The organism is Gordonia sp. NPDC003424 (assembly GCF_053588655.1).
On record NZ_JBSFQJ010000006.1, the window covers coordinates 272,509 to 287,628 of the forward strand.

12 protein-coding genes are annotated in these 15,120 nt (G+C 66.3%); 9 read left to right on the top strand and 3 right to left on the bottom strand.

Annotation, left to right across the window (positions count from 1 at the left end; all coding sequences use genetic code 11):
* Nucleotides 1-9: 9 nt before the first annotated feature.
* The 4 genes from ACWDTI_RS11900 (at nt 10) to ACWDTI_RS11915 (ending at nt 5,137) form a co-directional block, all read left to right on the top strand.
* Nucleotides 10-357: a hypothetical protein gene (locus tag ACWDTI_RS11900; RefSeq protein ID WP_449738272.1), complete on the top strand. Its 348-nt coding sequence runs from the start codon at nt 10-12 to the stop codon at nt 355-357.
* 179 nt (nt 358-536) lie between these two features.
* Nucleotides 537-1,307: a cyclase family protein gene (locus ACWDTI_RS11905; RefSeq protein ID WP_449738273.1), complete on the top strand. Its 771-nt coding sequence runs from the start codon at nt 537-539 to the stop codon at nt 1,305-1,307.
* Complete coding sequence (locus ACWDTI_RS11910; RefSeq protein WP_449738274.1) at nt 1,304-2,935, top strand: thiamine pyrophosphate-binding protein; 1,632 nt, start codon at nt 1,304-1,306, stop codon at nt 2,933-2,935. The genes ACWDTI_RS11905 and ACWDTI_RS11910 overlap by 4 nt, the downstream gene beginning before the upstream one ends.
* Before the next feature lie 549 nt (nt 2,936-3,484).
* Nucleotides 3,485-5,137, top strand: a complete 1,653-nt coding sequence (locus tag ACWDTI_RS11915; RefSeq protein ID WP_449738275.1) for a DUF222 domain-containing protein — start codon at nt 3,485-3,487, stop codon at nt 5,135-5,137.
* A gap of 12 nt (nt 5,138-5,149) precedes the next feature.
* Here ACWDTI_RS11915 and ACWDTI_RS11920 read toward each other — a convergent pair whose 3' ends face one another.
* Entirely contained in the window at nt 5,150-6,391 is a 1,242-nt protein-coding gene (locus ACWDTI_RS11920) for an esterase/lipase family protein (protein ID WP_449738276.1), read from the bottom strand.
* A 120-nt stretch (nt 6,392-6,511) separates the two neighbouring features.
* Here ACWDTI_RS11920 and ACWDTI_RS11925 point away from each other — a divergent pair, with 120 nt between their 5' ends.
* Nucleotides 6,512-8,869 carry an ATP-binding cassette domain-containing protein gene (locus ACWDTI_RS11925; protein ID WP_449738277.1) on the top strand — a complete coding sequence of 786 codons (2,358 nt, stop codon included), beginning with the start codon at nt 6,512-6,514 and terminating at the stop codon, nt 8,867-8,869.
* A gap of 483 nt (nt 8,870-9,352) precedes the next feature.
* Entirely contained in the window at nt 9,353-10,804 is a 1,452-nt protein-coding gene (locus tag ACWDTI_RS11930) for a cytochrome P450 (RefSeq protein WP_449738278.1), read from the top strand.
* Here ACWDTI_RS11930 and ACWDTI_RS11935 read toward each other — a convergent pair.
* The gene (locus ACWDTI_RS11935; protein ID WP_449738319.1) at nt 10,779-11,357 is read right to left on the bottom strand and encodes an FKBP-type peptidyl-prolyl cis-trans isomerase; all 579 of its coding nucleotides are present in this window, start codon (nt 11,355-11,357) and stop codon (nt 10,779-10,781) included. The two genes, ACWDTI_RS11930 and ACWDTI_RS11935, sit on opposite strands and share 26 nt — an antisense overlap.
* A gap of 116 nt (nt 11,358-11,473) precedes the next feature.
* Between ACWDTI_RS11935 and ACWDTI_RS11940 the strand changes: the two genes are divergently transcribed.
* From ACWDTI_RS11940 to ACWDTI_RS11950, 3 genes are all read left to right on the top strand, one after another.
* Nucleotides 11,474-12,244 carry an SDR family NAD(P)-dependent oxidoreductase gene (locus ACWDTI_RS11940; RefSeq protein ID WP_449738279.1) on the top strand — a complete coding sequence of 257 codons (771 nt, stop codon included), beginning with the start codon at nt 11,474-11,476 and terminating at the stop codon, nt 12,242-12,244.
* 34 nt (nt 12,245-12,278) lie between these two features.
* Nucleotides 12,279-13,682, top strand: coding sequence for a glycoside hydrolase family 1 protein (locus ACWDTI_RS11945; protein ID WP_449738280.1), 1,404 nt, complete (start codon nt 12,279-12,281; stop codon nt 13,680-13,682).
* Between the two features lie 225 nt (nt 13,683-13,907).
* Nucleotides 13,908-14,273, top strand: coding sequence for an META domain-containing protein (locus tag ACWDTI_RS11950; protein WP_449738281.1), 366 nt, complete (start codon nt 13,908-13,910; stop codon nt 14,271-14,273).
* A gap of 160 nt (nt 14,274-14,433) precedes the next feature.
* Here ACWDTI_RS11950 and ACWDTI_RS11955 read toward each other — a convergent pair whose 3' ends face one another.
* Nucleotides 14,434-15,087 carry a protealysin inhibitor emfourin gene (locus ACWDTI_RS11955; protein ID WP_449738282.1) on the bottom strand — a complete coding sequence of 218 codons (654 nt, stop codon included), beginning with the start codon at nt 15,085-15,087 and terminating at the stop codon, nt 14,434-14,436.
* Nucleotides 15,088-15,120: the final 33 nt, after the last annotated feature.

A 15,120-nucleotide genomic window follows, 5' to 3' on the forward strand; every position in this document is an offset into this window, starting at 1 on the left:
GGATTGTCGGTGAACACGATTCAGCGCGGTGCGGCGCTCTTCAACAAGGCGGTGATCCCGCTTCTCGGCCTACCCGGCATCCGATCGGTGACGCAGGGGTCGTTCACCGTCCTCCGCTACACCGGGCGCAAGTCCGCGAAACGGGTCGAGTTGCCCGTGCAGTACCGCCGCAGTGGCAACATGGTGATCGTCGGCGTCGGCGCGGCGGACAACAAGAACTGGTGGCGCAACTTCACCGGCGAGGGCGGACCGATTTCACTCACCCTCGACGGCCAGGAAAGGTCCGGCAACGCCGTGAGCGGTCGCGACGAGAACGGGAACGTTCAGGTCCGCATCGCTCTGGATCGTGACGGCTGACCCGACCGGACGCATCGCGTCGAGATTGGTTGGCGTTCCGCCTAAACACGTCCGTGGCGGGGCGATACGTCAATAATTGACGCGTAATGGCTGTGCGAGCGCGCGTAGGCGTGCGGTCAGGATCGTGGCGCTTGGGCATCTCGCCATCCGTGATGCCGCAGCCCCCTAGGGTGGAACCCATGACCGCCATCAGCTCTCTCCTGACCAGCCTCGCCGACGGCTCGGTGACCATCGTCGACCTCACCGCCCCGCTCAGCCCGCAGACCCCGGTGCTGCAACTACCGGAGCCGTTCGCGAACACCATCTCGCTGTCGCTGGAGAAGGTCAGCGACTTCGACGACGACGGACCGTTCTGGGGCTGGAACAACATCCACACCGGTGAGCACACCGGCACCCACCTCGACGCCCCCACCCACTGGGCCAGCGGACGCGACGGCAACTCGGTCGATCAGATCGCACCGTCCCGGCTCGTCGGCCCCGCGGTGATCCTCGACTTCACCGCCGAGGTCGCCGACAACCCCGACTTCCTCCTCGAACCCGACCACTTCGAGTCCTACGTCGCCGACAACGGCCCACTGCCCGACGGGGCCTGGCTCTTGTTCAAGACCGGGTGGAGCCGCTTCAACACCGACGCCAAGGCCTTCCTCAACGCCGACGAGAACGGCCCGCACAGCCCGGGTCTGTCCGTGGCCGGGGCCGAATGGCTGGCGAAGTCGGCGATCACCGGGTACGGCGTCGAAACCGTCGGCATCGACGCCGGCCAGGCGGGCGGCATGGACCCGGCGTTCCCCGCGCACTATCACCTCCTCGGCGCCGACAAGTACGGCTTGACACAGCTGCAGAACCTCGACGCGCTGCCGCCGACCGGCGCGATGCTGGTGGTGTCCCCATTGCCGATCGTCGGTGGAACAGGCTCGCCCGCACGCGTTTTCGCGTTCGTGCCGCGATGAGCACGGTCGCCGATGTGGTCGGCGCGACGCTGGCCGAACTCGGGGTGGGCGTGGCGTTCGGGGTGGTGGGCAGCGGCAATTTCGAGGTCACCAATGCGTTGCGCGCCAATGGTGTTCGATTCGTCGCCACGCGTCACGAGGGCGGTGCGGCGATGATGGCCGACGCCTACGGTCGGCTCGCGGACCTTCCCGGCGTGCTGTCGGTGCATCAGGGCTGCGGGCTGACCAACGCCATGACCGGCATCGCGGAGGCGGCCAAGAGTCGCTCTCCGATGATCGTGCTCGCCGCCGACACCGCGGGCGCGGCCGTGCTGTCGAACTTCCGGATCGATCAGGACGGTCTCGTGCGCAGCGTCGGCGCCGTGCCGGAGCGCGTCCACGGCGCCGCCACCGCCGTCGACGATGTGGTGCGCGCCTACCGCACCGCGGTGCACGGTCGACGCACCGTCGTGTTGAACCTGCCGCTGGATGTGCAGGCGCAGGTCGTCGCGGAGCCGACGGCGGTCACCGTGCCGGCGGCGCCGGAACCGGTACGGCCGTCGGCCGCCTCGGTCGATGAACTCTGCCGGATCCTCGCTCACGCCGAACGGCCGGTCTTCGTCGCCGGCCGGGGTGGACGCCACGCCGGCACACCGATCGCCGACCTGGCCGCCCACGTCGGAGCCCTGGTCGCCACCTCCGCGGTCGCCACCGGACTCTTCCGCGACGACGACTTCGACCTGGGTATTTCCGGCGGCTTCTCGAGTCCACTGTCCGCCCAACTCATCTCCGGCGCCGACGTCATCGTCGGCTGGGGCTGCGCGCTGAACATGTGGACCATGCGTCAGGGCTCGCTGATCGGACCCGACACCACAGTCGTGCAGATCGACGACGACCTCTCCGCACTGGGCAAACACCGACCCGTTACCCTCGGCATCCACGGTGATTGCGGCGCAACGGCTCTCGATGTCCGAGCCGCCTGCGGATCAGCGAGGACCGGATACCGGACACCCGACATCGCCGACCGCCTCAAGGCCGAACGATGGTGGAATGACGTCGTCACACCCGACCTCTCGACCGACGACCACATCGACCCCCGCGTGTTCAGCGCGGTCCTCGACGACGCACTCCCGTCCCAACGGGTGGTCGCGATCGACTCCGGCAACTTCATGGGCTACCCGAGTGCCTACCTGCGGGTGCCGGACGAGAACGGTTTCGTCTTCACCCAGGCGTTCCAGTCCATCGGACTCGGATTGGGCAGTGGCATCGGCGCGATGCTCGCCCAGCCGGATCGTCTCGCCGTCGTCGCGGCCGGCGACGGCGGATTCCTGATGAGTATCGGCGAACTGGAAACCGCTGTGCGTCTGGGTAATCCGATGGTCATCGCCGTCTACAACGACGCCGCCTACGGCGCCGAGATCCATCACTTCGGAGCCGACGCCGACCTCGACACGGTCACCTTCCCGGACACCGACATCGCCGCCATCGCCCGCGGCTACGGCGCAACGGGAATCACCGTCCGCCGCCGCGACGACATGGCCGCCGTCGCCGACTGGGCATCCTCGCCCGACGGTGTCCTGGTCATCGACGCAAAGATCGCCTCCGACGGCGGATCCTGGTGGCTCGCCGAGGCATTCAAGGGTCACTGAAGGGTTCCCACCCGCGAGCGACAGAAAGACCAACGCCCGGCCGCTGGTCGAGTAGCGACGACCGAGCGCAGCGAGGTCGACGCCCGCCGCCGCTGGTCGAGCAGCGACGACCGAGCGCACCGAGACCGCAGTCCAGCCACTCGTCGAGCACCGACGACCGAGCGCAGCAAGTGCCGACGCCCGCCGCCGCTGGTCGAGTAGCGACGACCGAGCGCACCGAGACCGCAGTCCAGCCACTCGTCGAGCACCGACGACCGAGTGCAGCCAGACCAGCGCCCAGCCGCTGGTCGAGCACCGACGACCGAGTGCAGCACGGCCGACGCCCGCCGCCGCTGGTCGAGTAGCGACGACCGAGCGCAACCAGACCAGCGCCCGCCACCGCCGGTCGAGTAGCGACGACCGAGCGCAGCGAGGCCGACGCGTATCGAGACCACCCACAAGCCAAGCCGAAAGTTCCTGTCGTACCCCTGTTGTACGTTGTCGTCAGCAGGAAAGAGCGAACGAGGGGCGCACCACCGAGCAGTCGGGTGATGCACGAGTCAGAGATGAATGTGGTTGTCCTGCAGTCATGTCCGCATCTCTGAAAGGCCGCTCGTGTCACCCTCGCCCGAGTCTGCAGTGCCGCCGCTGTGGCGTGGACTGCCGGCCGAGTACGTCGGTGGCATCGACGGAGAGCAGACCGGTGACGTAACAGTCAACGAGCTGCTGCGCGGCATGAAGGACATCGACCGCGGGCATTCCTACCTCGCCTACCGCGACTACCAATACGCCGCTGTGCTCTACACCCATTTGGTCACCTCCCGCGAGGAGACCGACGGGTTCGTGGTGGACGGGTTCGCCGATGCCGCCACCCGCATCGCCCAGGTCCGCACCCTGACCCGTCACCAGGCCGAGGTACTGCTCAACGAGGCCATTGCCCTGCGCGACCGACTCCCGAAGGTGTTGGAGTGCTTGGGCGATGGGGTCATCGCCCCGTGGCAGGCCAAGAAGATCATCACCGGCACCGATCTGATCGATGGTCAGGACTACGCGTCGCTGGTCGACGAGGAGATCGCCGAACGCCTGCGGGCCGGCTCGTACTCGGCGCAACGGCTGCGGGACATGGTCGACCGCATCGTCTTCCGGCATGATCCCGACGCGGTGCGCGAGCGTCGTAAGGACGCGCTCGATAAGCGCGGGGTGTGGGTGGAGAATCGCGGCGACGGGACTGCGGAGTTGACCGCGGTGATGTCGGCGGAGAACGCCCGCATCGCCTTCGCCAATATCGAGGTGGTCGCCGAGCGGGTGTGTGAGCACGACGGGCGCACCAAGAACCAACGACTCTCCGACGCCGAATTCGGTCTGCTCAGCGGCACCGACTTCACGTGTGAATGCGGACGCGACGACTGCCCCGTCACCACACCCACCCTCGACCTCACCCCCGGCACCGACACCGACACCGACACCGACGAGCCCACACCGGCGGCGTCGACCACGCTGGTGCCGGTGGCACCGAGGTTCGTCATTCATGTCGTGTGCGACGAAGCCACTCTCGACGGCCGCGCGGACAACCCGGGCTTCATGGACGGACACGGTGTCATCGACGACGAGCACGTCCGAGAACTCGCGAGCCGACCCGACGCCCGCATCTCGCATCTGATCCCGCCGGGCACCCCGATGGACCCGGACGGGTCGTTCATCCTGCCCGGGTCGATCCCGTCAGACCCGTACCGGCCCACCACCGCCCTCGACGAGTTCGTCCGCATCCGGCACGCTTACTGCACCGAACCCGGATGCGGCACGAGTGCTTGGCAGGCCGATGCCGACCATGTCGCCGAATACGACCACGACGATCCGAGCGCGGGCGGTCAGACCACTTCGGACAACATCAATCCGAAATGCCGCCCGTGGCACTTGTTGAAAACGTTCGGCGAGTGGCTCGATGACATGAGGCGCGACGACGCCGGCCGGTTGCGTACCGAAACCATCACCCCCGAAGGACTGGTGATCCCCGGCGAGGCCGAAACGCTTGAAGACCTGCTGCCCGGGCTGCGGCGCATCCGGTTCACCGCCCGGCCCCAAGCGCCACCAACGGATTCGCCCGCACCGATGCAACGGCCGACCCGCACGCGGACTCGGACGGCGAACAAACACGCCCGCAGAAGGGCAGAGCGGAACCGCAACCACAAACGCCACACCGAGGGCCCACCGCCACCGTTCTGACGCGGGTCGGATTCATGCCGCCGGCAACATCTTCCGCGGCCGCAGCTGTTCGAGCAACCACCGATAGATCGCGTCGTTGTTCAGCAGGGTGAAATGGTTCGCACCCCCGATGTGCATGCCATCCTCCGGCCGGAAACCGATACGTACCGAACGACTTTCACCGCGGCCACTACCATCGAGCACCAGTCCGTCGCCGACGATGCGGCCCAACGGATGACGCGGGTCGCGCGTGAGACTCGCGGTGACGAACAGGTGGCGTACACCCGGGATCAGCTCCAGGTCGGCAACACGGCTCTGCCGCAACGCATCCGGGTCACGTCCGAGCCACCCGTCGTCGGTCAGCGTGCCGTGGAACAAGTCACGCACGCCGGCACTGCGCCGACCGAGGAGGTTGCCGAACGGTCGCGTCACCGGTGTGGTGCGCAGGGCGGTCGTCGCGGCATGCACCCCTTTGGCCAATGGGGCGCCGAGGTGTGGGGTCCCCAGGCTCACGGTGTGCCGAACCAGGCTGAGCCAGTACGGATCTGCGGCGGCAGCGTGGCACGCACTGCGTATCACCAGGCCGCCCATCGAATGCCCGACGAGCGTCACCTCGGTGACCGGAACCGGCCACAGCAACACCAGCTTGGCCAAGAGCTCTGACAACTCTCGACCGGTGTCGCTGATGTGCCGGCCCGTGTTGTAGCGGATCTGGACTTCGGTGGCTCCGATGTCCTCGCCGAAACGCGTTCCGTAGCTCGGCAGGTCCGGACCCGACCACGCGTATTCCGACTCCATGAGCCCGTGCACGAACACCATCACGTGCGACGTCGCGCCCGGGTACGCCGCGGCGAGTTCTTCGGCACCGACGTCGACCGGTGCGCCGTCGACGCGGATCGACATCACCGGCGCAAGCGGCGACCGCTTGCCGGCCAATTCGTCGCCGATCAGGCCGTTGAGGATGGCCAGCACGGTGGCACCGCGTGGCGAGTGAGATGGCACACCACCGGGTGTTTCGGCCGCGATCTCACCGATCCTTCCGGCCGCACAGATCGACGCGGCCACCGCCGCGTAGGTGCCGGTGCTCACTGCGTCATGGACCGCGCGTGCCGAATCGGCGTGCGGACCCAATGTGAAGCGCAGCCCGCCGAACAGCGATTCGGCGACGGCTGCATGCACCTTGCTGATACCGACCAGGGCCTTGCCCAGTTCGGCGGATCCCAGCCGCGACAGGGCCGACAACTCACTGCGACGATCAGGAGCGATGCGCGTCATGCCGCACAGTGTACAGCTGTACACCGAGATTCGCTCGCGCTTCCGGCGGGCGTCGGGCGGACCTCGCTCCGACCCACCGGACCCAGACCCGCGGCAGACGCAACTGTCTAGCATGGGCCCATGGCCCCGACCCACCCCGCCGACACCCACGACCTGATCCGCGTGCACGGTGCCCGGGTAAACAACCTCAAAGACGTCAGCGTCGAGATTCCGAAACGCCGCCTGACGGTATTCACCGGCGTGTCCGGCTCGGGCAAGAGTTCGCTGGTCTTCGGGACCATCGCCGCCGAATCGCAACGGCTGATCAACGAGACCTACAGCGCGTTCGTCCAGGGCTTCATGCCGACGCTGGCCCGGCCTGACGTCGATGTCCTCGACGGCCTGACCACCGCGATCCTGGTGGATCAGGAACGCATGGGCGCCAACTCGCGCTCGACCGTCGGTACTGTCACCGACACCAATGCCATGCTGCGAATCCTGTTCAGCCGCTTGGGCAAGCCGCACATCGGCTCACCACAGGCCTATTCGTTCAACGTCGCGTCGGTCAGTGGCGCCGGCGCCGTCACCTTCGAGAAGCGCGGGCAGACCACCAAGGAGCGCCGCAGTTTCTCGGTCACCGGCGGCATGTGTCCGCGGTGCGAGGGCATGGGGCGGGTCAACGACTTCAACTTCGCCGCCCTCTACGACGAGACCAAGTCGCTCAACGAGGGTGCGATCACCATCCCCGGATACTCCATGGAGGGCTGGTACGGGCGGATCTTCCGTGGGTGCGGCTACTTCGACCCGGACAAGCCGATCAACAAGTTCACCAAGAAACAGATGCACGATCTGCTCTACCGCGAGCCCACCAAGATCAAGGTCGAGGGCATCAACCTCACCTACTCGGGACTCGTCCCGCAGATCGAGAAGTCGTTCCTTTCCAAGGACGTCGACGCCATGCAGCCGCACATCCGGGCGTTCGTGGAGCGCGCGGTGATCTTCACCGTCTGCCCGGAATGCGACGGCACACGCCTGAACGAGGGGGCGCGGTCGTCGAAGATCAATGGCATCAGCATTGCCGACGCCTGTACCATGCAGATCAGCGATCTGGCCGAATGGATCAAGGGTGTCGACGATCCCGCCGTCGGACCGCTCATCGAGGCACTGGGCGAGACCCTCGACTCGTTCGTCGACATCGGCCTCGGCTACCTCAGCCTGGACCGCTCCTCCGGCACGCTGTCAGGCGGAGAAGCCCAGCGCACCAAGATGATCCGACACCTCGGGTCATCGCTCACCGACGTCACCTACGTGTTCGACGAACCCACCATCGGCCTGCACCCACATGACATCGCGCGGATGAACGAGCTGTTGATCCAGTTGCGCGACAAGGGAAACACCGTCCTCGTCGTCGAACACAAGCCCGAGGCCATCGTCATCGCCGACCACGTCGTCGACCTCGGACCGCACGCCGGCAGCGACGGTGGGGAAGTGGTGTTCGAAGGGACCGTCACCAACCTCCGGAAGGCCGAGACCCTCACCGGACGCCACCTCGACGACCGCGTATCGATCAAAGGCGAATTCCGTACGCAGACCGGCGCTCTCGAGGTACGGGGCGCCGACAACCACAACCTGCAGGACGTCGACGTCGACATCCCGCTCGGTGTGCTCGTCGTCCTGACCGGTGTGGCCGGGTCCGGCAAGAGCTCACTGATCGACGGATCCGTCGCCGACCGCGACGGCGTCGTCTCCATCGACCAGGGCGCCATCCGCGGCTCCCGCCGCAGCAACCCGGCCACCTACACCGGCCTGCTCGATCCGATCCGCAAGGCGTTCGCCAAGGCCAACGGCGTCAAACCCGGTCTGTTCAGTGCGAATTCGGACGGTGCCTGCCCCAACTGCAATGGCGCCGGCGTGATCTACTCCGACCTGGCGATGATGGCCGGCGTCGCCACACCGTGTGAAGTGTGCGAGGGCAAGCGTTTTCAGCCCGAGGTCCTCGACTACACCTACGGCGGCAAGAACATCAGCGACGTCCTCACCATGTCGGTCGCCGAGGCCGAAGCCTTCTTCGCCGACGGCGAAGCGAAACTACCTGCCGCGCACAAGATCCTGCAGCGTCTCGTCGACGTCGGCCTGGGCTATCTGAAGGTCGGTCAGCCCCTGACCACCCTGTCGGGCGGTGAACGCCAGCGGCTCAAGCTGGCCACCCACATGGGGGAGAAGGGCGACGTGTACATCCTCGACGAACCGACCACCGGTCTGCACCTCGCCGACGTCAACCAGCTTCTCGGCCTGCTCGACCGTCTCGTCGACTCCGGCAAGTCGGTGATCGTCATCGAGCATCACCAGGCCGTCATGGCCCACGCGGACTGGATCATCGACCTCGGGCCCGGCGCCGGCCACGATGGCGGGCAGATCGTCTTCGAGGGCACCCCCGCCGACATCGTCGCCGACGCCTCGACCCTCACCGGCAAGCACCTCGCCGAGTACGTAGGGTAGCCCGCCGCACTCGCCCGCCCGTTGAGCCGCACCCCCCCGCACGTTGCGCCGCACCCCCGCACGTTGAGCCGCGACATGCGAGCGAAGCGAGCCTGACGCGAGTCGAAACGCGCCGTCCGATGGCAACCGCTTCGACACGGCTCGGGCTCGCTGCGCTCGCTCGTGCCTGCTCAACGGGCGGTGGCAGCCCGCGCCCCCCGTTCGTTGACCCGCACCCCCGCTCGTTGAGCCGCGACATGCGAGCGCAGCGAGCCTGTCGCGAGTCGAAACGCGCCGTCCGATGACACCTTGAGCCCGGAGTCCGTTTCGACACCCAAGACACCCAACTATCCCGGTGATGCGAGCCCCAACCCGCGGTCAGCCGAAACCCCTCGCGAAGTCGCAGACAACCACTCGCTATCGTCGTACACTCAACCCAATGACACAGAACAGCCATTCCGTATCAACGAGCGGTCGGCTGCCTGTGACACCGGAGGGAAACCGATGAGCAGCACAAAGAAGTCCTTGCAAGCGACGATCGGGCGGTTGTCCGCCAAGTATCCGAGCCCGGTACAGCCGCTGGCCGAGCCGCCGGCCGGGTCCGGCCTCAAGCCCGTGATGGGCGATCAGGGCCTGCCGTTACTCGGCCACACCCTGGAGAGCCTGGTCGATCCGCTGGCGGTGACCATGGAGCGATTCGAGAAGTACGGTCCGGTGTCCTGGTCGGGTTCGGTGGCCGGCATGCGCATCGTCACCCTCGTCGGCCCCGACGCCATCGAGGCCGCATGGATGAATCGCGACAAGGCCTTCTCCAGCGAGCAGGGCTGGGAACCGATGATCGGACCGTTCTTCCATCGGGGCATCATGCTGCTCGACTTCGAGGAGCACATGCATCACCGCCGCATCCTGCAGCAGGCGTTCACCCGCCCGCGACTGCTCGCCTACCTCGACATGATCAACCCGCACATCTCCGACACCCTATCGAGTTGGCAAGTCGGAGAAGGCTTCCGGATGTACTCGCAGACCAAGGACATGCTGCTGTCATTGGCGACCGAGGTGTTCATGGGCGGTTCGCTCGACCCGGCGGAGTCCGCCGAACTCGAAGAGGCCTTCGAAGCGGCCGTGCGCGGCGGGCAGGGGATCATCCGCAAGGATGTCGGCAACTTCACGTGGGCGCGCGGACTTCGGGGTCGGGAACGGCTGCAGAAATACTTCCGGACGGAGATGGCCGGACGGCGCGCGGGCGACGGCAACGACCTGTTCAGTGTCCTGTGCCGTGCCGAGAGCGAGGAGGGACACACCTTCAGCGACGAGGACATCGTCAACCACATGATCTTCGCCATGATGGCCGCCCACGACACCAGCACCATCGCCTTGTCGATGCTGACCTATTTCCTCGGCCGCAACCCCGAATGGCAGGAACGACTCCGCCAGGAATCGCTCGCGCTCGGCAAACCCATGATCGACTACGACGACCTCGACGCCCTGCCGAGTCTGGACCTGGCTTTCAAGGAGACCCTGCGCATCAACGCCCCGGTCGGCATGCTGTTCCGAAAAGCGCTGCGCGACACAGAAATTCTGGGACACTTCATTCCGGCCGGTACCGAGGTGATGATTCATCCGTGGGCGACGATGCTGCGCGAGGAGTGGTGGCCGAACCCGCAGAAGTGGGACCCCGAGCGGTTCTCCCCGGAACGTCGCGAGGACAAAGTGCACCGTTTCGCGTGGGCGCCGTTCGGCGGGGGCGCGCACAAGTGCATCGGCCTGTACTTCGGCGGGATGGAGGTCAAGGCCGCCATGCATCAGATGCTGCAGCGGTTCGAATGGTCGGTGCCGTCGGACTACCGCCTCGACCTCACCTACGGCACTGGTCCCACCCCGGCCGACGGACTGCCGATCGACATCCGTCGACGGGCGTCCGTCGACGATCTCAGCCCTGCACGGACAGGATCTTGAGCGAGAACACGAGGGTGTCGCCCTTCTCGATCCCGGCGTCGGGCATGCCATCGGGGTAGCCGTCGGCCGAGGTCATGGCCACACCCACGGTGGAACCGACCTTCTGCCCGGCGATCGCCTTCTTGAAGCCGACGACGACACCGTCGAGCGGGAACGACGCGGGCTCCCCGCGCTGATACGAGCTGTCGAACACCTTGCCGTCGCGGCCGTCGACACCCTCGTAACACACCGAGACCGTGGCGGTGTCGGCGACGACCGCCCCGTCGCCTTCCGTGAGCGTCTTGACCTGCGTCTCGGTGACGCTGAACGGGGTGGTGATGGTGATCTTCGGGGCCGCTGTGTCGGTGGACCCGGTCATCTCCATGCTGCCCGTGGCGCCCTGGAGGGTCCATTGCGGCTTCACGTCGGCAGCCGGCGCCGCTGACGGACACGTCGCCGCGGCGCTGGTCTCCGGCGCGGCGCTCGTCGTCGCATCGGTCGAGGAGTCGTTCGACCCGCAGGCGGCGAGCGCCATCGCCAGGACCGCTGCTGGAATGAGTGCTGCGCGTTTCATCATCATTCGGGCAACGCTACCGAACACGGCAGGTGAAGAGGTCGGGGATATCCGCCACGACGGTGCACCGGCACTCGTAATGTCGGGACAACAACACCCACAGGAGGACCACCGCAGTGACCCGCTCTCCCTTCGACCTTCACGGCCAGGTGGCCGTCATCACCGGCGGCAACTCGGGCATCGGGTTGGCCATGGCCGACGCGCTCGCCGCTGCCGGCGCCGACGTGTGCGTCTGGGGGCGTAACGCCGAACGAAATGCCGCCGCGCAGGAGCAACTCGAACGGCATGGCATCAAGGCCGCGGCGAAGACCGTGGACGTGACCGACAAGCAGGCAATCGATGACGCGGTTGCGCAGACCGTTGACGAATTCGGCCGTGTGGACTCATTTTTCGCCAACGCGGGCACCGACACCGGTTTCGTGCCCTTCGTCGATCGGGACATCGACGAGTTCCGCGCGCTGATGGCGATCAACGTCGACGGCGTGGTGATGTCGCTGCAGGCGGCGGCGCGACAGATGCTCGCGCAGGGCACTGGCGGGAGCCTGGTGGCAACCGCCAGCGTCGCGGCCATTCATGGCTCGCCCGGGCGTCAGCCGTATGCGGCGAGTAAAGCCGCCCTCTGTGCGATCACACGCTCACTCGCTGTCGAGTACGGAAAGAAGGGTATCCGCGCGAACTCGATTCTGCCGGGGTGGACCGAAACCGCGTTGACGCAGGAGGGTCTCCCGACCGACGCTGCCAAGGAAAGGATGTTGCCGCGTGTCCCCGTCCGACGCTGGGGCGCCCCCGAGGACTTCGGTGGCATCGCGGTGTACCTGGCGAGCCCGGCCAGCGCGTATCACACCGGCGATACCATCGTGATCGATGGCGGCTACTCGGTGTTCTGATTCCACGAAACCCGTGCGGCGCGAAGGAGCTCCCATGACCACCTTTCCCAACGGCTTCCTGTGGGGCGGCGCCACCGCGGCCAACCAGATCGAGGGAGCCTACGACGCCGGCGGCAAGGGGCTCTCCATCCAGGACGTCATGCCGCAAGGGATCACCACCCCGCCGACCGCCGAGCCGACGCCCGACAACCTCAAGCTCGAGGCCATCGACTTCTATCACCGCCATGCCGAGGACATCGCCCTGTTCGCCGAACTCGGCTTCACCGTCTTCCGGTTCTCGATCGCATGGAGCCGGATCTTCCCGCAGGGCGACGAGACCGAACCCAACGAGGAAGGGCTGGCGTTCTACGACCGGGTGCTCGACGAACTCGAACGTCACGGCATCGAACCGCTCGTCACCATCAGCCACTACGAAACACCACTGCATCTCGCCCGTACCTACGACGGCTGGACGAACCGTGAGCTCATCGGCTTCTACGAGCGGTACTGCCAGGTTCTTTTCGGGCGGTACGGACATCGCGTCACCTATTGGCTGACCTTCAACGAGATCAACTCCGTTCTCCACGAACCGTTTCTGTCCGGTGGTATCGCTACCCCGAAAGATCAACTCACGCAACAGGATCTCCATCAAGCCATCCATCACGAGCTGGTCGCTTCGGCACGGGTCACGCGACTCGCCCACGAGATCATGCCGCAGGCCAAGGTCGGCTGCATGATCCTCGCCGTACCGATCTATCCGCTCACCCCGAATCCCGACGACGTGGTCGCGACGATGCGCACCGCACACAGCAACTATGCGTTCGGCGACATCCATTGTCGCGGTGAGTATCCCGGATACCATCTCCGGCGCCTCCGGGAGGCCGGCGTGGAGCTCGACATCACCGATCAGGACCGCGACGATCTGCGGAACACCGTCGATTTCGTGTCCTTCAGCTACTACGTCAGCGTGTGCGAAACCGCGGACACGACCGCCACCGACGGCCGCGACCTTTTCGGTGGCGTCCCGAATCCGATGTTGCCGCAATCAGAATGGGGCTGGCAGATCGATCCGCAGGGGTTGCGGATCGCGTTGAACGACTACTGGGACCGCTGGCAGAAGCCGCTGTTCATCGTCGAGAACGGACTCGGCGCCGTCGACGAGCTCGTCGACATCGACGGCACCCCAACGGTGCTCGACGATTACCGGATCGCCTACCACAACGATCACCTCGTCCAGGTCGGCGAAGCACTCGCCGACGGCGTGCATGTGCTCGGCTACACCTCTTGGGGCTGTATCGATCTCGTGAGTGCGTCGACGGCCCAGATGTCCAAGCGCTATGGCTTCATCTACGTCGACCGGAACGACGACGGCTCGGGAACCCTTGCCCGCTACCGCAAGAAGTCGTTCGGGTGGTACCGCGACGTCATCGGGTCGAACGGTGCGACCCTGCACCCGTAGACACTCGTCGATATCCGAGATATGTGCGCCCGAGTGGATTAGCGTCGAGTCATGCGATTCACCGATCAGGGTGCCACCGGCGGCCGCCGATCGACACGACGGCTGTCGACCCTTGCGATGTTCGCTGCGGTCGCGATTGCTGCCACCGCGTGCGGTGCCGATGAATCGACAGCTACTGCGCCAGAGCCGTCGGTGACCACGACTGTGATGACGGAGACGAGTGCCATGGCAAGCGAACTGGCCGGGCGAACCTTCACCTCGACCGAGGTCAAGGGCACCGAGATCCCCGGTGGGGGGCCGCTGGTCATCACCTTTCCCGACGCGGGCCGGGTGAGCCTGACCGCCGGCTGCAACCGACACATCGGGTCGATCACCGTGGACGGCGACAGCATGACGTTCCACCAACTCGCCTCCACCATGATGGCGTGCCCGCCGCCCCGCGACGGCGCCGACGCCTGGGTCGCCGACTTCACCAAGGAACCCGTCACCTGGGTGCGTCATGACAATCAGCTTGTCCTCAGCCGCGGCGACAAGCAGGTCACGCTCGTCGAGGTGCCGCCCGCCTCGATGCCGACGACGGCTACCAGCTGAGCTGGCAGCCGCAGCGTCATGCCGCCCCTGAGCAGCCCGCGAGTCTCGGCGGCCGACGACCCTGCCACCTGAGCCGCCCGCGAGGAACGCCCTTCGATGCGGTCGCAAGCTCGCTTGCTCAGGATCCGCGGGCGTCTCCGAACGGTCCGACACCCATTCCTCACGGAGGGGTCACGAAGTCGATCGGGGGAATGACGTCGATCGGCGGGATGTGCTCACGCTTGGTCTTGCCGGTCAGGAGGATGCCGTTTGCACCGGCGATGAGCTCGTCGAGATCCGACGACAGCATCCATGTGCTGACCACCTGCGGCGAGAACTGCCCGGGCGTGGCACCCAGGATGTCCACCTGGCGGTAGCCGTTGGCATCGACGTCGGGGTGCGGGTCGAATCGGACCAGCATGGGCACCGGGGAGGTGCCCTCGACGGTCAGCTGGAACCCGCCGGCGATCTTGATCGCGACATGGGTTCGTGTCCAATCGAGCAGTGTGCCTTCACGTTTCCAGTCGATGAAGCGCGCACCCGCGGCCTCGCACGCGCCGACGATGGCGGCCAGCGCACTGAGGTGCGGCTCGGCGGTCGCCGAGTCCCACGTCACGGTGTTGAAACGACTGCCGTCGACGATGCGAGCGGTGAACGAGAAATCGTCGTCGATGGTCTTACCGGCGAGATCGGTGGGCAGGGAAAAGAAGTCCGCATGGTGGACGGCGTGGCATATCTTGGTCGCGGCGTCGCGATCGAGATCGGAGGTGTCGAGTGGTCCCAACTCCTCGGAGATCCCGGCGAATCCGCCTATCTTGTGAACGGTGATGATCATGCAGCGACGCTATTGATGCTCGGCGGCCGAAAC

What these genes read in the sequence shown, in the direction of transcription:
- ACWDTI_RS11945 (WP_449738280.1), top strand. Translation starts at nt 12,279, where the DNA reads ATGACCACCTTTCCCAACGGCTTCCTGTGGGGCGGCGCCACCGCGGCC.
- ACWDTI_RS11910 (WP_449738274.1), top strand. Translation starts at nt 1,304, where the DNA reads ATGAGCACGGTCGCCGATGTGGTCGGCGCGACGCTGGCCGAACTCGGG.
- ACWDTI_RS11905 (WP_449738273.1), top strand. Translation starts at nt 537, where the DNA reads ATGACCGCCATCAGCTCTCTCCTGACCAGCCTCGCCGACGGCTCGGTG.
- ACWDTI_RS11950 (WP_449738281.1), top strand. Translation starts at nt 13,908, where the DNA reads ATGGCAAGCGAACTGGCCGGGCGAACCTTCACCTCGACCGAGGTCAAG.
- ACWDTI_RS11930 (WP_449738278.1), top strand. Translation starts at nt 9,353, where the DNA reads ATGAGCAGCACAAAGAAGTCCTTGCAAGCGACGATCGGGCGGTTGTCC.
- ACWDTI_RS11955 (WP_449738282.1), bottom strand. Translation starts at nt 15,087, where the DNA reads ATGATCATCACCGTTCACAAGATAGGCGGATTCGCCGGGATCTCCGAG.
- ACWDTI_RS11925 (WP_449738277.1), top strand. Translation starts at nt 6,512, where the DNA reads ATGGCCCCGACCCACCCCGCCGACACCCACGACCTGATCCGCGTGCAC.
- ACWDTI_RS11915 (WP_449738275.1), top strand. Translation starts at nt 3,485, where the DNA reads ATGTGGTTGTCCTGCAGTCATGTCCGCATCTCTGAAAGGCCGCTCGTG.
- ACWDTI_RS11935 (WP_449738319.1), bottom strand. Translation starts at nt 11,357, where the DNA reads ATGAAACGCGCAGCACTCATTCCAGCAGCGGTCCTGGCGATGGCGCTC.
- ACWDTI_RS11920 (WP_449738276.1), bottom strand. Translation starts at nt 6,391, where the DNA reads ATGACGCGCATCGCTCCTGATCGTCGCAGTGAGTTGTCGGCCCTGTCG.